The 20,550-nt window shown below is 53.2% G+C and carries 18 protein-coding genes; 4 read left to right on the top strand and 14 right to left on the bottom strand.

Features of this window, described 5'->3' with window-relative positions; all coding sequences use genetic code 11:
* Window positions 1-5: 5 nt before the first annotated feature.
* The 4 genes from ABD931_RS19510 to hemA form a co-directional block, all read right to left on the bottom strand.
* Window positions 6-611: a porin family protein gene (locus ABD931_RS19510; protein WP_345269577.1), complete on the bottom strand. Its 606-nt coding sequence runs from the start codon at window positions 609-611 to the stop codon at window positions 6-8.
* A gap of 129 nt (window positions 612-740) precedes the next feature.
* The gene (locus ABD931_RS19505; protein ID WP_345269576.1) at window positions 741-1,295 is read right to left on the bottom strand and encodes a YqgE/AlgH family protein; all 555 of its coding nucleotides are present in this window, start codon (window positions 1,293-1,295) and stop codon (window positions 741-743) included.
* Between the two features lie 89 nt (window positions 1,296-1,384).
* A complete protein-coding gene (locus ABD931_RS19500) occupies window positions 1,385-2,005 on the bottom strand; it encodes a DUF4230 domain-containing protein (RefSeq protein ID WP_345269575.1) in 621 nt (206 codons plus the stop codon).
* Window positions 2,006-2,120: 115 nt separating this feature from the next.
* Complete coding sequence (gene hemA / locus ABD931_RS19495; RefSeq protein ID WP_345269574.1) at window positions 2,121-3,404, bottom strand: glutamyl-tRNA reductase; 1,284 nt, start codon at window positions 3,402-3,404, stop codon at window positions 2,121-2,123.
* Between the two features lie 208 nt (window positions 3,405-3,612).
* Here hemA and ABD931_RS19490 point away from each other — a divergent pair, with 208 nt between their 5' ends.
* On the top strand, window positions 3,613-4,806 hold the full coding sequence (locus tag ABD931_RS19490) for a sensor histidine kinase (protein ID WP_345269573.1): 1,194 nt from the start codon (window positions 3,613-3,615) through the stop codon (window positions 4,804-4,806).
* 52 nt (window positions 4,807-4,858) lie between these two features.
* Here ABD931_RS19490 and ABD931_RS19485 read toward each other — a convergent pair whose 3' ends face one another.
* Window positions 4,859-5,401, bottom strand: coding sequence for a hypothetical protein (locus ABD931_RS19485; RefSeq protein ID WP_345269572.1), 543 nt, complete (start codon window positions 5,399-5,401; stop codon window positions 4,859-4,861).
* A 43-nt stretch (window positions 5,402-5,444) separates the two neighbouring features.
* Here ABD931_RS19485 and ABD931_RS19480 point away from each other — a divergent pair, with 43 nt between their 5' ends.
* On the top strand, window positions 5,445-6,542 hold the full coding sequence (locus ABD931_RS19480; protein WP_370469336.1) for a LuxE/PaaK family acyltransferase: 1,098 nt from the start codon (window positions 5,445-5,447) through the stop codon (window positions 6,540-6,542).
* Here ABD931_RS19480 and ABD931_RS19475 read toward each other — a convergent pair.
* Window positions 6,539-7,702 (bottom strand): sigma-54-dependent transcriptional regulator, encoded by a 1,164-nt coding sequence (locus tag ABD931_RS19475; protein WP_345269571.1) that lies wholly within the window; start codon window positions 7,700-7,702, stop codon window positions 6,539-6,541. The two genes, ABD931_RS19480 and ABD931_RS19475, sit on opposite strands and share 4 nt — an antisense overlap.
* A 352-nt stretch (window positions 7,703-8,054) precedes the next feature.
* Between ABD931_RS19475 and ABD931_RS19470 the strand changes: the two genes are divergently transcribed.
* Both ABD931_RS19470 and ABD931_RS19465 read left to right on the top strand, forming a co-directional pair.
* On the top strand, window positions 8,055-11,234 hold the full coding sequence (locus tag ABD931_RS19470; RefSeq protein WP_345269570.1) for a SusC/RagA family TonB-linked outer membrane protein: 3,180 nt from the start codon (window positions 8,055-8,057) through the stop codon (window positions 11,232-11,234).
* A 24-nt stretch (window positions 11,235-11,258) separates the two neighbouring features.
* Window positions 11,259-12,794: a SusD/RagB family nutrient-binding outer membrane lipoprotein gene (locus ABD931_RS19465; protein WP_345269569.1), complete on the top strand. Its 1,536-nt coding sequence runs from the start codon at window positions 11,259-11,261 to the stop codon at window positions 12,792-12,794.
* 77 nt (window positions 12,795-12,871) lie between these two features.
* Here ABD931_RS19465 and ABD931_RS19460 read toward each other — a convergent pair whose 3' ends face one another.
* The 8 genes from ABD931_RS19460 to ABD931_RS19425 all read right to left on the bottom strand — a co-directional run bounded on the left by ABD931_RS19460 (window position 12,872) and on the right by ABD931_RS19425 (window position 20,125).
* Complete coding sequence (locus ABD931_RS19460; protein ID WP_345269568.1) at window positions 12,872-13,249, bottom strand: hypothetical protein; 378 nt, start codon at window positions 13,247-13,249, stop codon at window positions 12,872-12,874.
* A 28-nt stretch (window positions 13,250-13,277) separates the two neighbouring features.
* On the bottom strand, window positions 13,278-13,592 hold the full coding sequence (locus ABD931_RS19455; RefSeq protein WP_345269567.1) for a hypothetical protein: 315 nt from the start codon (window positions 13,590-13,592) through the stop codon (window positions 13,278-13,280).
* 116 nt (window positions 13,593-13,708) lie between these two features.
* Complete coding sequence (locus ABD931_RS19450) at window positions 13,709-14,311, bottom strand: RNA polymerase sigma factor (protein WP_345269566.1); 603 nt, start codon at window positions 14,309-14,311, stop codon at window positions 13,709-13,711.
* 167 nt (window positions 14,312-14,478) lie between these two features.
* Window positions 14,479-15,540 (bottom strand): L-histidine N(alpha)-methyltransferase, encoded by a 1,062-nt coding sequence (gene egtD, locus ABD931_RS19445; RefSeq protein ID WP_345269565.1) that lies wholly within the window; start codon window positions 15,538-15,540, stop codon window positions 14,479-14,481.
* Window positions 15,504-16,691 carry an ergothioneine biosynthesis protein EgtB gene (gene egtB, locus ABD931_RS19440; RefSeq protein WP_345269564.1) on the bottom strand — a complete coding sequence of 396 codons (1,188 nt, stop codon included), beginning with the start codon at window positions 16,689-16,691 and terminating at the stop codon, window positions 15,504-15,506. The genes egtD and egtB overlap by 37 nt, the downstream gene beginning before the upstream one ends.
* A 5-nt stretch (window positions 16,692-16,696) precedes the next feature.
* Window positions 16,697-16,969 carry a UBP-type zinc finger domain-containing protein gene (locus ABD931_RS19435; protein ID WP_345269563.1) on the bottom strand — a complete coding sequence of 91 codons (273 nt, stop codon included), beginning with the start codon at window positions 16,967-16,969 and terminating at the stop codon, window positions 16,697-16,699.
* Between the two features lie 18 nt (window positions 16,970-16,987).
* On the bottom strand, window positions 16,988-18,649 hold the full coding sequence (locus ABD931_RS19430; protein WP_345269562.1) for an NAD(P)/FAD-dependent oxidoreductase: 1,662 nt from the start codon (window positions 18,647-18,649) through the stop codon (window positions 16,988-16,990).
* Window positions 18,650-18,745: 96 nt separating this feature from the next.
* Window positions 18,746-20,125 (bottom strand): ATP-binding protein, encoded by a 1,380-nt coding sequence (locus ABD931_RS19425; RefSeq protein WP_345269561.1) that lies wholly within the window; start codon window positions 20,123-20,125, stop codon window positions 18,746-18,748.
* Between the last annotated feature and the right edge of the window lie 425 nt (window positions 20,126-20,550).

Here is a 20,550-nt window from a genome sequence, read left to right as displayed (position 1 = left end):
GGCGGCTACTTTTTCATCCGGTAAAGGTTGTACACAATCGCCACTTGCAGTGCCCGGTTGCGGTAGGTCGCCAGCGGATTACCCGACACGTCGTTCAGCCCGTGAATATACCGGACCTGTAAGCTGAATTTTTCCAGCATATCCAGAAAGTCGTAATGGGCGCCCACCACAATACCCAGGTCGTTGCGGCTACCGGGGCCGTTGGTATCCGGAGTATTTAAGGCGTAACTAAACTCAGGACCCGCCTGCAGAATAATACCCGGCGTAGGAATCCAGCCAACCAGCAGCGGCACACTCATGTAGTTGTAGTTGTTCCGGATGGTTTCCCGCGTTGTACTGCCAATGCGGGTGACCTGAAACGTACCGCCTTTTACGGCATACAGTACCTCCGGTTGCAGCACAAACCGGTTTAGCCGCAACTGATATATGGCCCCAAACTGAAAATCAATCTTATTCTTGGGAATATTCGGGGTAATGCCCGACACCGATGTTCGCGTAAGCGCCGGCCCCACTTTGATACCAAAATGGCCGGGAGCGTAATCACTCTGCGCCTGCGTCAGCAGGGGGAGGGCACACAGGAACAGAACATAAACCAGTCGATTTCTACACATACATAAAGAAAAGAAGGCAGCGCTAACCACCTTCCTGCTAATCAGAAATAAGCCTAAACGTTACGGCACCGGCTGACCTGGTTGCCGGGCCGGGACAAAATTGGCAAAAAGTGTAATGCTACCCAAATCTTAATTCAGCCGGGGGTCGACCGGGTAGTTGGAGATAGCTTTATACTCCCCGCCCATCCGCTTCAAAATGCCCCGCCAGAACTGATCGGCCGGGGTATCAAACAAAAAATCAGCATCCGTTTGGGCAACAAACCAGGCTTTTTCAGATAACTCGCCGTCCAGTTGTCCACCGCTCCAGCCGGAATAGCCCACAAAAAAACGAATATCACTTTCCGTCAGGGTTCCCAGGTTCACGGCTTGCTTTACCTGCTCAAAATCGCCACTCCAGTATAGACCATCCTGTACCCGAATCGAATTATCGATCAGGTCGGGACGGCGGTGGACATAGTGTAACGTATTTTGCTGAACCGGGCCACCCACATGGAGGGGCAATTCGGCGTAAACATCTTCCAGTACATCGCTCAGGGTCAGGTTGGTAATTTGATTGAGCACCAGCCCGAAGGAGCTTTCGGGGCTGTGTTCGCAAATCAGTACGACACTGCGCTCAAAATTAGGATCGCCGAGGTAAGGTTCAGCGATGAGTAAACTGCCTTTCGTAATCGTCTGAGTATTCATATTAGCCCGGTTGAAATGGGTATATTAGGCATAGTACGCAAAACGTAAGGTTCCGGTTTAGCCCTGAGTCAAAAACTTACCCAAAGACACTACTGCAGGGTGTGGGCCGGCCCTGCCGGTGGTTGATACCGGATCACTACTTTTTTGCCGGCTACCTGCTCCAGCAGTGGCTGGAGCATCTTATCGGCGTTTTGCCGCGTTTGCTCCAGAATACCGCTGCTCAGCGCCGATTGCCGGATTTGCCGCTCGGCTCGCTGGTAGGCCGCATCAACAAGCTGCGTTTCGTCCAGAAAGGCGAACCGGGTGGTATACACCCGTGAGCGGTCATGGTTTATTTTCCAGGTACACAGTTCCGGCTGGGGCAGCCATACCACCAGGCTGTCTCCGGCCGGCCGAATATCGGATGCCTTTACCTGTCTCAGGTCTACACAACCCACAGCTTCTCCTTCTACAATCAGAATCGCCTGCGCATTGGGAAGCCAGTCTTTTATCTGTTCGTGTTCTACAATGTCTTTAAAGGTATACTTCACCAGTTCCAGTTTGCCCAGTTCGGTCACCTCTTTTAATACAATGCGCTGTACCGTTTTGTCTTCACGGGTAAACCGGCCCAACCAGCCCTGTTGCCGAACCTGCTCCCAAAGGGTTATAAGACCAACTACCAGCAGCAAAACCAGAAACAGGCGGAGTAAAGCGTTTGTTAAGCGAATCATGCAGACGGCAGCTGTTTAGGTATATAACGAAAAGCCTAACCTATTTTTCATACCTGTCTTAAAACAAAAATCCCGAACCGGCAGGCTCGGGATTTGCGTAGCATTTATCATAGGCTTAGTAAGTCCGGTTGGGGTCGTAGGCCGGCTGTTGCTCCAGATTAAACAGGTCGTTTAGGACGTCGATCAGCGTTTCGGCTTCCCCTCGCTTGCAGGCGGCTTTCAGTTGCAGCACCGGCAGCTTAATCACCTTCTGCATGATACCCCTCGTAATTTTATCAATCTTCTCGGTTTCGTCGGCCGACAGATGTTTCATGTGCCGGGCAATCTCCTCTTTCCGGATCTGCTCCAGCGCATTCTTCAGCTTATTGATGGTCGGCGATACCACCATCTCCTTCGACCAGTCGCCAAAATCTACGACCGACTGTGAGATAATGGCTTCGACCTGCGGAATAGCGGCCATCCGGCGGTTCAATGCTTCATCGGCGCGGTTCCGGATGTGGTCGATGTTGTATACCAGTACGCCCGGAATCTGCTCCACTGCTGTATCGACGCTACGGGGTACCGACAAGTCAATGAAGTATTTATACGTAAGCACGTTTAGGTCGTGCAGCAAAGCAGGGGTAATCAGCGGCTCATCGCGCAGCACAGAGCAGATAATTACATCGGCTTTCCGAATTTCGTCGGTCAGGCTATCAAAATCAGCCACGGAAAAACCATGTTTATTCGCCAGGGCTTCGGCCTTAGACCGGGTGCGGTTAATCAGCGTAATACGCGACAGATCGCGGTCGGCTAAGTTTTTACAAACGTCAGTCCCAATCTCTCCCAGACCAACAACCAGCACGGCCGGGTTGGCGTTATGACCAACCAGTTCGTCGATGAGTTCAACGGCGGCATACGACGATGACGCGGCTCCATCGCGGAAAGAGGTTTCCTGCGCTACGCGCTTGTTGGTAAAGAAAACGGTGTGCATCAGCCGGTGCAAAAAGGGCCCAGCCAGATCCAGGTCTGCCGACCACTGGTAGGCCTGCTTCACCTGGTTGGGAATCTGCATATCGCCTACCACCTGTGAGTGCAAACCAACACACACCTCAAACAGGTGGCGGACTGCCTCCTCGTGCACGGCGAAAAACTGAAAATAGGGCAGGTAGCTGTCGGTATCGGTCAGGCCCTTTTCGATTAATAACAGCCGGGTAACCTCCGTATTGAGGTCCTGAGCGGAGGTATAGTAAATCTCCGTCCGGTTGCAGGTCGATATAATCAAAAGGTCCGTAAGGCCGAAAAAGTCGCGCAGCCGGTGCATGAGCCTTTTGGCTTCTTCTTCGTTAAGTGCAATTAGCTCCCGAATAGACAGCGGTGCTGTTTTGTGGGAAAGGCTAATTGATTTAAAGCTGTCGAACATACCTACGAATCACAAGTAATCACAAAATTAATGCACAAATTCCGGATGAAAAACAAGATTATGCAGTATATTACTATTTAGAATAGATTTAAACAACAATTTAGTATCCGGTTTCCGTCCTATTTTCTGTAAATGAACAATATTTTCGGGACAGACGTTCGATAGTGAGTACTTCGTTAGTATACATACCGGCCGAGTTTCCGACAATATGCTGAAATCATTTGATATCTATAGCCAAAATAATATTTTAAAGATAATTGTTGCGCTTAACCTGCTCTTGGTTGGTACAGGATCTTTGCTGTATACCAACCGGCTGATTACCAAATTGGAGGAGCGGGAGCAGCGGTACGTACAATTGTACGGCAAGGCGATGGAATACGTGCAGAAAACCGATTATAATGAGGATGTAACGTTTGTGGTGCAGGAAATCATTTCGGTGAACAGCAATAGTAATGTGCCGGTTATTTACGTGAACGAAAACCTGGAGCCGATTTACCAGAATAACATTGATATTCCGGCTAAACTGTCGGGCGAAGAGAAGCGGCTGTTTCTGAAGCAGAAGGTGGTGGAGATGCGGCAGGAGCACCTCCCTATTGTGGTTGAAGTGGGCGAAGGCGAGCGGGGCCTCATCTATTACAGCAACTCCATGCTGCTGAAGCAGCTCAAATATTTTCCGTACATCCTGCTGGTTATTTTGACGGCGCTGGGGGTGCTGGCGTATCTGGCGTTCAGTTCGGCCCGGCGGGCTGAGCAGAACCGCGTGTGGGTGGGGCTGGCCAAAGAGACAGCCCACCAGTTGGGTACCCCAATTTCGTCCTTGATGGCCTGGATCGAATACATGCGCTCTGACCCGGATCAGTACGACGCCGGCATTACCGATGAGATGGAGAAGGACATCCAGCGGCTGACGACCATTACAGGCCGGTTCTCCAGCATCGGCTCGGTGCCCACGCTGAAGGAAGAAAATCTGACGGAGGTCATCTGCCAGTTTGCCGGCTATCTGGAAAAGCGCATTTCGACCAAAGTGCGCATGAGTGTAAACAGCCAGGTATCGGCCAGTCAGATGGTACGCATTAACCGGCTGCTGTTTGAGTGGGTAATCGAGAACATCTGCAAGAATGCCGTCGACGCCATGAGTGGAGTAGGGGAATTGCGGCTCAACGTGCTGCCGCTGCCGAATCAGGAGGTAGCCATCGACATCAGCGATACCGGAAAGGGTATTCCCAAGTCGGGCCTGCAAAAGGTATTTACACCGGGGTATAGCACCAAAAAACGAGGGTGGGGTCTGGGGCTAACGCTAGCCAAACGCATTGTCGAAGAGTACCACAACGGCCGGTTGTTTGTCAAACACTCGGAGCCGGGCAAAGGCACTACCTTCCGGATTGTGCTGCATCAGGCCTGAAAAAAGCCCTCCCGTTTACACAAGAGGGCTGTTCTGACCAGATGTCGGTTTATTATCGTCCGCTGAGGGGCACCTGTATGGTGTCGGTTTCGGCATAGTTGCTGACCCGCATGCCCCGGTCCCGAATGCGAATGCGGAATTTGACCGGTACCATTCTGAAGTCGCGCTGATACGCAAAAATCTGGCTGAAATCCAGGGTGCCTTCTATAGCTCCGCGCTGACCCTCGCGGGTTAGGCGGGGAAAAAATAGCTTGTTGTTAACTGCCAGCGGCAACACTTCATATCTGCCGTTTACTAACTGAAAAGTGGTGATTTCGTAATTGCCCCAGGTCTCGTTCCTAAAAGTCCGATTAATGCGGGCGGTATCGCGGACATCTTCGCCCAGGTCACCGGCACCATCCTGAAAGCCGATGGTGACAATGACGGAATCCCGCCGGGCCTGGCCTACCCCCCCACCGGCGGCCAGTGTAAATTTTGAAACCTGTTTGAACGATATTTCCGGTGTGTCGCTGTAGTTGGGTTCGTTGAAACAGGCCGAAACCAGCAGGGCCAGTCCCAGGAGAAATACACTATGTTGAATTACTTGCCGTTGCATGGTGTTGTATTCGTAAAGTAGGAACAAATTATCAATTTTTTGCTTGCAAACGTCTGTTCATTTTCCTGCCGAAGCAAAAAACCTTCGTTGGTCTTTACGCCAGCGGGTGCTTAACCAATTACAGGCAGATACCTCTGCCACCGATTTTGAGTCCCTGGCTCTGGCTGTTTTCCGCTACCAGGCTGCTTATAACCCTATTTACCGGTCTTTTATCAGCCATTTATCTGTCCGGCCAGATGCGGTGTCGGCCCTGCACCAGATTCCGTTTTTGCCGATCAGCTTTTTCAAAAGTCAGGCGGTACGTACCGGCAATATACCGGCAGCGCACACCTTTATCAGCAGTGGTACCACGGGCAGTCTGACCAGCCGGCATTATCTGGCTGATCCGGATCTGTATGAGCAGGTTAGCCGGCGCATCTTTGAACAGGTCTACGGGCCGCTCGATCGCTGCCACATCCTGGCGTTGCTGCCGTCGTATCTTGAACGAAATAACTCGTCACTTGTGTATATGGTTCAGCGATTTATGGAGCGTACGGGTTCCCGCCAGTCAAACTTTTACCTCAACGACCTGGATGCCCTGACAGAACGGCTGCGCTACCTGACCGAGCATCCCGACGGCCGTAAGGTGTTGCTGATTGGGGTTACGTTTGGTCTGCTCGACTGGGCCGAGTCGGATCGGGACCTTAGCTTTGCCGGCCGGCACCCCAACCTGGTCGTGATGGAAACCGGAGGAATGAAAGGTCGGCGGCAGGAGCTACTGCGCGAAGAGGTACACGAGATTCTGCTGCAGCGACTGGGCCTGAAAGTCATTCATTCAGAGTACGGTATGACAGAACTGCTGTCGCAGGCGTATTCGCCCGGTGCCGGCATTTTCCATAACCCGGCTACGTTGCGCGTGTTGCTACGCGATATAAACGACCCGTTTCACCTCTATGCACCGGGTGCCGGCGGCCGTCGTACGGGAGGGATCAATGTGGTAGATCTGGCGAATCTGGACTCCTGCGCGTTTATCGAAACGCAGGATCTTGGGCAGTATGCCGGCCCGGAAAACAAGACACCCAACCACTCCGTATCAGGCTTCCGGGTGGTTGGGCGGTTTGATAATTCAGATGTAAGGGGGTGTAATCTGATGGTCGTTTAAAGGCCTAAATTTGTGTAAAATAAGACGTCATCCAGGGTTATTTTATCGCCACACATAATCATCAGTCGCTCAATTACATTGTGCAGTTCGCGCACGTTGCCGGTCCAGGGCAGCTTTTTGAGTTGATCAACGGCCACTTTCTCCATCCGGATCGTTGGCGTGCCATACGCAACGGCCAAGTCACTCAAAAACTTATTGACCAGCAGCGGAATATCGTCCCGTCGTTCGGCCAGGGAAGGCACCGACAGCACAATTACACTCAACCGGTGGTACAGATCCTCGCGGAAATTGCCGTTCTGAATTTCTTTCCGTAGGTCCTTGTTGGTAGCCGCAATTACCCGTACGTTGATTTTGATGTCTTTGTCGCCCCCAACCCGCGTTATCTTGCTCTCTTGTAGGGCACGCAGCACTTTGGCCTGTGCCGATAAGCTCATATCACCAATTTCGTCGAGGAACAGCGTGCCTCCGTTGGCTTGTTCGAATTTGCCGATGCGCCGACCGGTAGCGCCGGTAAACGCTCCTTTTTCGTGGCCGAACAGCTCGCTTTCGATCAGTTCGCCCGGTATGGCGGCACAGTTTACTTCGATCAGCGGCATAGCGCTTCGACTACTCTGCTCGTGAACCTGCTTCGCTACCAACTCCTTACCGGACCCGTTCGGGCCGGTAATCAGGATTCGGGCTTCCGTTACCGCTACCCGCGAAATTGCATCCCGTAACCGGACTATCAACGGAGACTGCCCGATGATTTCACTATTATTTAAAGGCTTGGTTTTTATAAGCCGGGTCTGCTGTATGGATTTAGACCGGTCGAGGGCATTACGCACGGCCCCCAGGAGCCGGTTCAGATCGGGGGGTTTGGTTACAAAATCGAAGGCACCACGCTTGGTAGCCTCTACGGCGTTTTCTACATTGCCAAAAGCCGAAATCATGACAAACTGCGTTTCTTTCCCGGCTTCGCCTACTTTTAGCAGCAGGTCGAGGCCGTTCAGTTTAGGCATTTTAACATCGCAGAGTGCCACATCGTAACTGGATTTCATAATCATGTCCAGTCCTTCCTCCCCATCTTTGGCCTCGTCTACCTCGTACCCCTCATACTCCAGAATGTCGCGTAATGCACACCGGATGCTCTTTTCGTCATCAACGATAATAAGTTTGGCCATACTGTTTGTGGTATAGTCTTCATAGAGACAAAGGAAAAGCGGAAAATTGGTGGAAGTTAGCAGATTCCGGTGAATTCCCGCTGGCCTTTGCCTAATGTTATTAGTATACTATGTTCGTAAGAGAGTCTCTCTAGATCTTTAGACGTGTAAACCGGGCAGTTGTTTCTAATGTTGATCAGATTTTTTTATTCTACTATTCTGATGTGGTATATTAAGGGGATAAAGTTGAAGTTATGCCTAAAAATAATCAAAATAAGCCTTGATTAGTCCTAAAGAATAAGTAATATTGGTTCCGAATGCCTTGAGCGTATTTCTGTTTTTATTTAATTCCTTTATAAACCTACAACCTATTATGCGTAATTCTACCCTTATTAGCTTCGTGCTAACGCTTCTGCTTGGCTTTACGCTGCTGGCGGGGGCCCAGGCACAGGAACGACGGATCACCGGAAGAATTCTATCCGGAAAAGATCAGCAACCCATTCCAGGGGCTAACATCGTGGTCAAAAGCACTCAACTGGGCACTACATCTGACGCCAACGGAAATTTTTCCCTGAATGTGGCTCCTAATGCTACGCTAGTGATCAGCTCAATTGGTTTTGCCACCCGCGAGCTGCCTGTTGGCAACCTGATCCAATTTAATATTACCCTGGAAGAAGGCTCCCAGAGCATCGATGAGGTTGTAGTAACCGCCCTGGGTATTCGGAAAGAAGCCAAAAAACTTGGCTATGCTACGGCCAATGTCAACCCGGAGCAGATTACTACCAACCGGACGGTCAACTTTGTGAATGCCCTACAGGGCAAAATTGCCGGGGTAAACATCTCCAGCCTGGGTACAGGTGCGGCCGGTACCAGCAAGATCCGGATTCGGGGCCAGTCGTCGTTCTCCGGTCAGAATAACCCGCTCATTGTTGTCAATGGCGTACCTATTGATAATACCAACTTTGGCCAGAACAACGGAAATGCCGGCAGCGATAACTCCGTCGGGAACCGCGACCGCAACTACTCCGACGGTGGTGATGGTCTGTCGTCGATCAACCCGGATGATATTGAAGGGATGACCGTGCTGAAAGGCGGCACGGCCGCAGCGCTCTACGGTTCACGGGCCAAAGACGGCGTAATTATGATCACCACCAAAACCAGAGGAGCCGGTCAGGGTATTGGCGTGGTGTACAATACGAACTTCACTGTGGACCAGCCGCTGGACTTCACCGACTTCCAGTACGAATACGGGCAGGGTGAGTACGGCGTACGGCCTACGGCTGCCAACCCAACCTCGGGTGTCTGGAGTTTCGGTGAGCGGTTCCAGCCGGGGATGACGCAGGTGCTCTTCGGCGGGGTAACCGTACCGTACGAGCCGGTGCGTAACCGCATTACTAAATTCTACCGCACCGGTTCGACCTGGACCAATTCCGTAGCCGTATCGTCGGGCAGTGACAGGGGTGGGTTCAATCTGTCGGTGTCCAATACCGATAACAAAGGCATTGTCCGTAACAACACCTTCAACCGGAAAACCATAAACCTGGGTTTCAGCTACAATATTTCGCCGAAACTGAATGTGTCGGGTACAATGAACTACTCCAACGAGTATAACCGCAACCCGCCCCAGATTGCCCAGCAGGACAACAGCACGCCGACCGTAATCTATACGCTGGCGAACTCCATGCCGCTGGATGTGCTGGAAGCAAATCAGATCAACCCGGCCACCGGTAATGAATTTATCTATTCACGTTTTCAGAACCGCACCAACCCGTATTTCGTGCTGAGCCAGAAGTTTGAGAACATCCGGCGCGACCGCCTGTTTGGTAACCTGACGGCCCGCTACAACTTTACCGACTGGCTGTATTTGCAGGGCCGGGTTGGGCAGGATTTCTGGGCGCGGGATCAGGATTATAACTTCCCGACGGGGCAGGCCTCGCTGGCAGCGGCCCCGGCCGGTTTTGTCAACGGTGCTTACGTGCAGGACGCCCGGCGATTCCGCGAGCTGAATACCGACTTCCTGATTGGTGCAAACCGAACCTTTGGTAAGTTTGGCATCGACCTGACCCTGGGCGGCAACCAACTGTATCGTCGGAGCGACCTGAACAGCGTGCAAGCCACCGATTTTATTGTTCGGGGCCTCTATACCCCGCAGAACGGCCGGGTAAAGGATCCCTTCTACAGCCTGAGCGAGCGGAAAGTAAATTCACTATACGGAGCCGCCGAGTTTTCGTTTAACGATTATCTGTTCATAGGCGTAACCGCACGGAACGACTGGTTCTCAACCTTATCGCCCGCTAACCGGAGTATCCTGTACCCATCGGTGACGGGTAGCTTTGTGTTCTCACAGGCCTTTGATGCCCTACCGGCCTGGCTGAACTTTGGAAAACTGCGGGCCGCCTATGCCGAAGTTGGTAGCGACGGTGACGTAGGTCCTTACTCCAACAACCTGTTCTACAACGTGGGCGCGAACCTCTTCCCCAACCCGGCCGGCCAGGGCCAGCCCGTGGGTTCGATTTCGTCCGGTACCGTTCCAAATGCGAACCTGAAACCCAGCCGGACGGCCGAAACCGAAGTAGGTCTGGAGTTGCGGATGTTTAACCGGCGGGTAGGGCTCGACCTGGCCTTGTATAACAAGATTACCAGCGACCAGATTGTGGCCGCGCAGACATCGGATGCGTCAGGGTATACCAATACACTGATCAACAGCGGCCAGAGCCGGAACCGGGGTATTGAGTTATTGCTGAACCTGACCCCGATTCAACTGACAAACTTCCAGTGGGACGTTACGCTGAATGGCTCTTATAATGAGACAAAACTGTTACGGTTGCTAACCGACACGCCGGGTGAACAAATCAAAGTGGGTGATGGTATTTACGTGGGTGAACTTCGCCACGTGGTGGGCATGCCGCTGGCTCAGCTATACACCTTCGGTTATGCCCGTGATGCCCAGGGCCGCATTATTCACGACGGCAGTGGACTACCAAACCGGACACCCGCACCCATTTCGTTTGGGTCGGCTCTGCCTAAATACGTTGGCGGTATAACCAATTCATTTACGTACCGGGGTGTCAGCCTGTCGGTCCTGATCGACTTCAAGCTGGGAGGTAAGATGATTTCGGGTACCAACCTGAACGTGTTCCGCCACGGTTTGCATAAAGAAAGCCTGATCGGACGGGGTGAAGCAGACAACAAAATGGTGGGTGTGGGTGTCAACGAAAAAGGCGAGACTAACGGCGTTCGGGCATTTGTACAGGACTACTACTCGGTTGGCCGCTCCAGAAGCCTGGGTGAGCAGGTGATTTACGACGCCGGCTACTGGAAACTCCGTCAGATTACACTCAGCTACGATTTCACCCGGTTCCTGCCCCGCAACTTCTTCATCAAAGGAGCTCGGTTAAGCGCGGTGTCCAACAACGTAGCCATCCTGAAGAAGTGGGTACCCAATATTGATCCGGAGCAGTTTGGTTTCAGCTCGGATAACCTCGTAGGTCTGGAGTCGACGGGTCTGCCGACTACCCGCAGCACCGGTATCAACCTGAACATCCGATTCTAATTGTCAAAAAGCATTCATCCATTTATGAAAAAAATAACTTTAACTCTCGGTCTGTTTGCGTTGCTCAGTTGCCTGAGCAGTTGCGACAAAGGGTTTGACGAACTGAATATCAACCCGACCGCAGCCACTGCACTTAATCCGGTCTTTACCTTCAACAATGCGTTGATAACGACTACATTTCCGGGGTCAACGCTGGTTTTTGAAGGCGCTATTGTGCAGCAAATCTTTTCGCCCAACTCCGGTGTATTGGCGGGCGGAAACTTCAACGTAGACAACCGCGGACCCAGCGGGCCCAACGCGGGTCTGTGGCAGCGCTATTATCGGACCGTGATCCGGCACCTGGTCGACGTGATGGCAAAAACCAAGGATGATCAGACCCGTGTCAATCTGTATAATATGGCCCGGATCTGGAAAGCCTATACATTTATGGTGCTGACGGATACCTACGGCGATATTCCCTACCGCGAAGCCGGACTGGGCTATTTAAGCAATAACATTACGCCCAAGTACGACACCCAGCAGAGTATCTACGAAGATTTAATTAAAGAATTGACCGAAGCAGGTACCGCTCTGGATGCAACCAAACCCACCGAAGCCGGCGAAGTTTTATACGGAGGCAGTATCGACAAGTGGAAGCGGCTGGCTAATTCGCTGCTGCTGAGAGCCGGTATGCGGCTGGTGAAAGTGAACCCGGCCCTGGCGGAGGCCACGGTAAAGAAAGCTGCATCGGCACCGGGTGGCCTGATGCGGAACAATGCCGATAATGCCGTTATTCGGAGCAATGCCAATTTCCAGAATCCGGTGGGGGGCACTCTAAACTCGACCGAAGCCGCCAACTATTACCTCACGGCCAACTTTGTTAATTACCTGAAGTCAACCTCCGATCCGCGACTGGCCTCTATTGCGGCCCGTTACGTCGGTGCCAAGAGTGGTGCGGAGCAAACCGCTGCCCGTCTTAATCGCGACCCGGCTGTGCAGATTGGCATGCCGCTTGGCTTCGACAACGGCACCATTCCGGCCCGCGCTACGGCCGACAATCTGGCGAGTTTTTACGACTACTCGCAGTTGGATCGGACCCGGATGGGCCGGCTCGACGCTCCGGTTTATTTTGTGACATACGCTCAGACCCAACTCCTACTGGCCGAAGCGGCTCAGCGGGGCTGGATTACCGGTAGCGCGGCCGAATATTATACGGAAGGCGTACGGGCGCATATGCAGCAATTGGCTGAGTACGAAAGTGCCGCCGTACCCGCTGCCGCTATCACCGAGTACTTACAGAAAAACCCGTATGATCCGGCACGGGGTCTGGAGCAGATTAACACGCAGTACTGGATAGCCTCGTTCCTGAACTTTCCGGAATCGTTTGCCAATTTCCGGCGCAGCGGCTTCCCAAAGCTAACCCCGAATCCGTACCCTGGTAAAGAGATAAAGGGTAACTTTATTAACCGCCTGACGTATCCGGATTCTGAAATTTCCGTGAACCAGGCGAATGTACGAGAAGCCATCACGCGGCAGGGACCCGATAACCTCGACAGCCGGGTGTGGTGGGATAAGCAGTAGGGCGTTTGAGGTTTGAGGTTTGAAGTTAAAACAGAGCTTGGTATGTCTGCTTCGCTTTAACGTCAAACCTCAAACCATTAAATTGCCGTCGTTTTCGGTTCATCCGTTTCCGGTTGAGCCTGGCGACCGTAGTGGCCGCGGCCGCAGCGGTCGGCCCATTGCTGTCGCATTTGTTCGCGCTGCTCGGGTGTCATCTTCTCCATACGCTCGGCCATGCGCTGCCGCCAGTAACCGTTTCGCATAGCACCTCCCCAGCCCCCTCGGCCAAAGCCGCCGAACAGAATACGGGATAGCACCAGCAGCCCTAAGGCCTGCCAGAAGGTGATGGCCGATACACCCAGAATGGCGGGTAACAAAGTATTCCACAACCCCATGACGGCAAAGCCGGCTAGGGTGACAAAAAGCAGGGCGAAGGCGAAGAACCGCAGGCTCCGTCGTATCCAGAATCGTCTCATTTTTGTTGTTTGTTACGTTGTAGTGTCACTATTGACGGTAAACGGCCGTCGTGTCCGTATTGTGCTTTGTCGGTGGCGTTTGGTGATGCCGGTGGAAGTACGATTGTTTGTTGTATCCGTCATAGCCGCGCCAGCCATATCCACGGTATCCGCCAAAGCCGCCAAACAGCAGCCGTGTCAGAAACAACAAGCCAAGCGCCTGTAAGAACCGCAGCCGTGGGCCATTAAACAGTTGCGGCACCAGCCCGTTCCAGAGCCGCATCAGCACATACGTTACCAGCAAAACCAGGGCAATGCCCAAGGCTATAAAGCCTGCTCCTTTTAAAATCCACATTGTTTCCATATTGGTTGAGTGGTTGATTGGTTAATTAGTTCATTGGTTGAGTGGTTGGTTAGTTGAGGAGCATCGGCTTCACTAATTCATCAGTAAATCAATGAACCAGTTAACCGTTTAACTATTTAGCCAATCAACCCCTCCTCATACAAATCCCGTAGCTGCTCCCGGAGGTGTACTACGGCATAGTGCTTGCGTGACAGCAGGGTATTGACCGGCACACCCAGATCGGCCGCAATCGCCTTAAACGACTCTCCCTCCAGCTCGTGACGGACAAAGATTTCCCGCTGATCGGCCGGCAATTCGGCCAAGGCGTCGGCCAGAGCGTCCAGAAACGTTTCGCGCCACAGTTCCTCTTCCGGTCCGCCCGAGGCTAAGGCCAGCCAATCGGTCAGCAGCAGGCTTTCGTCGGGTTCATCCGTCGATGTCGGAAGGGGCTGATCGAGCGATAGCGTTTTGGGTCGCCGGTACCAGTCGTTGATCTTGTTGCGGGCCACGGCAAACAGCCAGGACGCTACTCGTTCAATGGGTTTGGTCAGGCGGTAGGCTTCCGTCAGTTCAAAAAAAACGTCCTGCAGGACGTCTTCCGCTGCGTCGGGGTCCGGCATCCGCCGACGGATGAAATCCCGCAGCCGGCTTCGCTCCCGACGCACCACATCGCCGATCTGCTGATCCTGCTCTTCGGGCGTATAGACTTGAGCGTGTATGTTGGTTGCTGCGGTAGTCATCTGATTTAGAGGCAGGAATAGCCTGCCTCTCAGAGGTATAGTCGCAGAGAGAAAGAAAATATTTTACAGAAAGTGCCGGGAATGACAGAGAAAAGGATGAAGGGTAGAAAAAAGGAGATAAGGAGAAGGTAGGAGGGAATGAAAAGTCAAAATGGAAGCGTAGTCTGTTACTTCTCAAAAACGACATCCACAAAATACCCTTTGCAGTCGGTAAACCAGCCGGTTACCGCAAAGCCGGTAGCTTTTGCCAGTTGCTCAATGTCGGTGCGGGTAAACTTGCGGGATATTTCGGTGTGGATGACTTCGCCGTAGCGGAAGGGAACTTCCATATCCAGCGCCGGGATAACCACCGTCTGGTCTTTCTGGCTGACGAGGTAGCTGCGGGCTTCGCCATTTTCGGGATTGTACATCTCGTAGTGGTCGAAGGCCGACAAGTCGAAGTTGGCGTCGAGGTCGTGGTTGATGCGCCGGAGCAGATTCAGGTTAAAGGCTTTGGTGAGTCCCTGCCGGTCGTTGTAGGCCGCGTGGATGATGGCCGGGTGTTTTTGCAGATCAAAACCGGTCAGCACCTGATCGCCGGGTCGTAGGCGGCTGTAAATCTGGCTGTAGAAATCGTTGGTCTCTTGCCGGGAGAAGTTGCCAATGTTTGAGCCTAAGAACAAAACAACCAGCCGGGGGTGATTTTTACTGGCATCGGACCCGGCCGAAAGCTGATCAAGCGCGTTGAAGTAATCGTCGTGTTGCGGCTCAACCCGCAGATCAGGCCACTGCCGCCGAATGTCGGCTGTTAAACCATCCAGGGCTGATTGAGAAATATCGATAGGGACGTAGGTGAAGTTTGCTTCTTTCTCCTGAAAATAACTCAGCAGGATTTTGGTTTTCAGGCCATCACCAGCCCCAAGTTCTACCAGATCGAACGGCCGGTTATCGGCAGCAAACAACTGTAGCAGGTCATCTTTGCTGGTGTCGAGGATTTCATACTCCGAGCGGGTCAGATAATACTCCGGCGTATGCATGATCTCCTGAAACAGCCGGCTACCCTCGGCATCGTAAAAGAACCGCGACGACAGCCGCTTTGGTGTTTTCACCAGTCCGGTGCGAACCTCCTCTGCCAAAGCCTCCCGCGCATCGGTCTGCTCCTGCACCGCACTGTCTGCCGACTGAGTACTGATTGCGGAGGACCGTCTACTGTTTACCGAAGCACCAGCCGGATTCCTTTGTACTGCCATTGTTTATCAGGTTGGAAAAAGTTGCGGTACGTCGGGCGGGCGTGTCCTTCCGGCGTAGCCACCGAAGCTCCGCGCAGCACCATCTGTCCGCTCATGAATTTACCATTGTATTCGCCTACGGCTCCTTCAGCCGTTGTAAAGCCGGGATACGGCAGGTATGCCGAGTTGGTCCACTCCCAGCGCAAACCCCAGTGTAAGGAACCTGCGGCAGCCTCCCATTCAAATTCAGTGGGTAAGCGCAGGCCACGCCAGCGGGCGTACGCGTCGGCTTCGTACTGGCTGACGTGGCAGACCGGCAGGTCGGTATCAACGGGCTTCAGCCCGTCAAATGTATAGTAATGCCATTGACCATCAACTTTATGCCAGTACAGCGGGGCCTGTTTCTGCTGCGCATTCACCCACGTCCAGCCGTCAGACAGCCAGTATTTAAAATTAGTATAGCCACCGGCCTCCATAAATGCCAGGTACTCGCCGTTGGTAACCAACTGCCCGGCCAGCGTAGTCTCGTTGAGGTACACCTTATGGGCCCCCAGTTCATTATCGAAACAAAAGCTGGAAGAATCTGAATACCGAAAACCAATAGTATACACTCCTTCCGCCAGCGTGACAGGCTGCCCCGGCCGATCCGGCATTCGTTCATCAATTGGCATATCAACGGCTGGGAACAGAGGATTGTGGCCCAGAATGTATTTGATGTCGGTGATGAGCAGCTCCTGATGCTGCTGCTCGTGGTTCAACCCTAAATCGATCAGGGCCTGCAAGTCGGGGGTCAGTTCCACCTGCTCAAAGAAGCGGTTCAGATGTTCATCTACATACGCCCGGTAGCGGTACACCTCGGCCACGGTCGGGCGGGTCATATTGCCCCTGTCGGCCCGAAAGACCCGCCGGCCAACCGTTTCGTAGTAGCTGTTGAAAACAAAGCTGAAATCGTCGTGAAAGATCCGGTAGTCAGGCAGGTAAGGCACCAGCACAAACGTTTCCCAAAACCAGGTTGTATGACCCAGGTGCCATTTGGGCGGGCTCACGTCGATGATGGGCTGAACCACATAATCTTCCGTTTCCAACCCCCGGCAAATGGTTTCGGAGTGGGCCCGAACCCGTCGGTACCGATCCGCTAAAACAACGACAACTGGTCTTTTTTCAAGTATCATACAGCTTAATAAGGCACTACCTGCTCATCGACAAAGCACCAGAGCCAGCGTTCGCCCGGCTCTGCCGATGCGATAACCGGATGGCCGGTAGCCAGAAAATGCCGCGTAGCATGCTGGTTGGGCGACGAATCGCAGCAGAGCGTTACTCCGCAGGTCTGGCAGGTACGCAGGTGCAACCAGCGGTCTCCCGTCTTGATGCATTCTTCGCAAACATGAGCGTCTGAAAGCCTGACGTCTGTCAAGGCCCTCAGGTGGTCACATCCATTTCGCTTTAACATGATGTAGAGGGGTAAGGTTTATGTCTCAGCCAGGTATTTATGCACAAAGCTCACCGCCATAGCCCCTTCGCCCACGGCGGAAGCTACGCGGTTCATGGCTCCTGCCCGCACATCGCCGGCCGCAAAAATACCGGCGCTACAGGTCTCCAGCGAGAACGGCTCCCGTTCTTTTTTCCAGGTACGTTTAAACGAATCGTATTTGGTCAGGCTGCGCCCGGTCTCGATAAAGCCCTTTCCGTCCTTGATAATATCCATCTGAATCCAGTCGGTAAACGGCTTAGCCCCAATGAAGATAAACAAAGCGGCCGCCGGAACGGTACGCTGCTCTTTGGTATTCATATCCTCCAGGACCAGGCACTCCAGTTTGGTATCGCCCTTCGCTTCTACGATTTCGGTACAGGGCAGAATTTTGATGTTGGGCGTCTGCTCAATCTGATCGATGAGGTACTGCGACATAGACTCCGAAAGGTCGGGCCGTCGAATCACGATGAATACCTCCGATGCGGAGCGGGACAGGTACATGGCCCCCTGACCGGCCGAGTTGCCGCCCCCGACAATAAACACCGGCTGGCCTTTAAAGGCATAAGCTTCGGTAGTGGCCGCGCCATAGTATACCCCGGCCCCGGTAAACTGGTCGAGGCCGGGCTTATCGAGTTTGTGGTAAGAGACGCCGGTACTTAGCAGAATGCTTTTGGCAATGACCTCGCTGTTGTCCGACATTTTGATGTGTTTGTACTGCCCGGCCGATTTGATTTCGACCACCTCCTGCGGGGCCAGAAACTCCACGCCGAAGCGCTGCGCCTGCGTAATGGCCCGCCGGGCCAGCTCTGATCCGCTCAGCCCCGACGGAAAGCCCAGGTAGTTTTCGATGCGCGAACTGGTACCGGCCTGCCCACCCGGTGCGCGTTTGTCGATCAGAATGGTGCGCAAGCCCTCCGAACCGCCGTACACGGCAGCGGCCAGGCCGGCCGGCCCTGCCCCGATAATAGCCAAATCATAGATCCCCTCGGAGGCTTTAGGCTTCAGGCCCAGTTTTTCGCCCAGATCCTGAATAGTGGGGCGAACCAGTACCGTTCCATCCTCCAGCACCACGGCGGGCAGGTCTTTTCGCTCAATGCCGTGCAGGTCCAGTAGTTCCTGCGCCTGCAAATGAGTCTCAATGTCGAGCCACTGGTAAGGGAAGAGGTTGGCCGCCAGGAAATCCTTCAAGTCGTGCGACTGGGGCGAAAACTGGTAGCCGATCAGGCGCAACCCCTCAAAGCCGGGGCGGTGGTGCGCCTGCCAGTCATCAAGCAGTTCGTTTAGCACGGGATAGAGCTTTTCTTCCGGTGGGTCCCAGGGCTTGCTGATGTAATAATCGAGCTGTACCTCATTGATAGCCCGCACGGCCGCATCAATATCGGAATACGCCGTCAGCAGCGCCCGTTTGGCATTGGGATAGATCTGTCGGGCCTGGTTCAAAAAGTCCACGCCCGACATAGAGGGCATTCGCTGATCGGAGAGGAAGAGGGCTACCTCCTCGTTTTTCTTTTTGAGTTCGGCCAGTGATGCCAGTGCTTCCTGCGTAGAGGTGGTGGCCAGAATCCGGTACTGTTTCCGGTACTGCTGCCGCAGATCACGCTGGATCGCCTGTAGCACCTGCTGGTCATCGTCGATAGAGAAGATTATAGGGAGCTTCATTTGAGTTTGAGGTTTGAAGTTTGAGGTTTGAAGTTAAAAAAACGAGATGCTCTGTAGGTCTACTACAACTTCACACCGCAAACCTCAAACTTCAGACTAAGAAATAGGTATACAAACACAGAATTCGGTGCAGCCGGGCTGAGAGTTGACTTTGATGCTACCGTTGTGGTGGCGAACAATGCCCTGCACAATATCGAGGCCCAGGCCGGTGCCCTGCCCTACGCCTTTGGTCGTAAAGAAGGGGTCAAATATTTTATCTTTTATCTCGGGCGGAATGCCGGGGCCGTTATCGGCCACGCGGGTGACCACAAATTCCCGGTCTTTTTCGCTGCTGATTTCCAAGCGGCCGCCGTCGGCCATGGCGTCAATGGCGTTATCGATGAGGTTGGTCCATACCTGGTTCAGTTCACCGGGCCAGCCATTAATCTCCGGCAGGTCATTGGGTAGCTTCACCTCCACCTCAATATGCTTCGATTTGAGCTTGTGGTTCAGCAGGGCCAGGGTGCTGTGGATACCTTCGGCCAGCCGGACGGGTTCCTTACCCGAACCCCGGTCCATGTGGGAGTATGATTTAATGGCTCCTACCAGCCCTGATATACGCTGCGAGGCTTCGGCAATTTCGATGACCAGCTTTTCGGTAACCAGGTTACTGACAATCCAGCCCAGAACGGCGGGCAGGCTTTCTTCGTTGATGGCACCAGCCAGATCATCCAGGTCACTGGCTTCGAAGCTGAACTCGGCCAGCGGTTCGGCCAGCTCAAACGCATCGGGTATGTTGTGGTCGTCGAGCCAGTCTACCAGTTCATCCTCCCGGCTGCTGCGTTCCAGCATCGACAGGGGGGCGGGTTTCTGACCCAGATGCCGGAACATAACCTCGTTTATGGTTTCGCTTTCTGCTTCTGACAGGTGAACGGCCAGCACGGCCTTAAAGCGTTCCGGCGTGGCTTTCATCTGATGCTGCAGCGCATCGGCACTCCGTATTACAGCCGCCACGGGGTTGTTGAGTTCGTGAGCCAGACCGGCCGACAGCCGTCCCAGCGAGGCCAGTTTTTCGTTCTGCTGGGTCTGGCGGGTAAAGTCCCGGACCCGGGTTGTCATCTGGTGTACCAGAGCCTCAGTGAGTTCGTAGCATTCTTTCACCATAGCGCGCAGGTTACTGCGGTGCAGGGCCAGCCAGCGGACATTACCGATGGCGCACCAGCGGCTGATGGCATTTTTCAGGCGTGAAAACGGCAGGACACCCGTCACGGTGGTCGGTTCAAAAATGAGTTCATCACCGGCGTTGCCCATGGCACTGTCGACCCGGATTTTTCCTTCAAGGATCAGCAGCATGTGGTCGGCGGGGTCGCCCGGCATCCGGATAACGGCATTGTCGGCAAACGTTTGTTCTTCAGAGTGGTCAATAACCCACTGGAGTTGCTCATCCGGTACGGCGGCAAATGCCGGAAACTGGCGGAGCGCGGCTAGCATGTCCATAGAAAAAAAGTAGTGGATTGACTGTATGGCTAAAGTGCCGAACAAGATAATATTTTATCGGCAATCCTGATAAGTATGCCAGTTTAAACGGGTCGATTCTCTATTAAAAGGCATAAGCTAAAACGGTACTGCCTGCCTGTTTAACACAAGCGCATCTATAGGTTCGATCTGACCGGAGCAACCAATGGATCTGACCTGAATTACGGTTTTGGTAGATTGCTGATTACCGGTAAAACCATAGCGGACCTAAAACCGGCAGTCCATTTGCGGGCGATTACAATAAAGCCGGTAGCGCTTTTGTCTTAGCCCCCTAAATAGCTGGACATAGATTCTACAAAGTATCACTTTTAACTTTGTAGCAATCATGAGCAAAAAACGAAAAACCTGGACCGCCGACGAGAAGCTGGCTATCCTTCAGGAAGCTG

The sequence above is a fragment of the Nibrella viscosa genome (genome assembly GCF_039541875.1).
GTDB lineage: Bacteria > Bacteroidota > Bacteroidia > Cytophagales > Spirosomataceae > Nibrella > Nibrella viscosa.
Note: the sequence above shows the minus strand (reverse complement) of the source record. Positions and strands in the feature narration are given on the sequence as shown.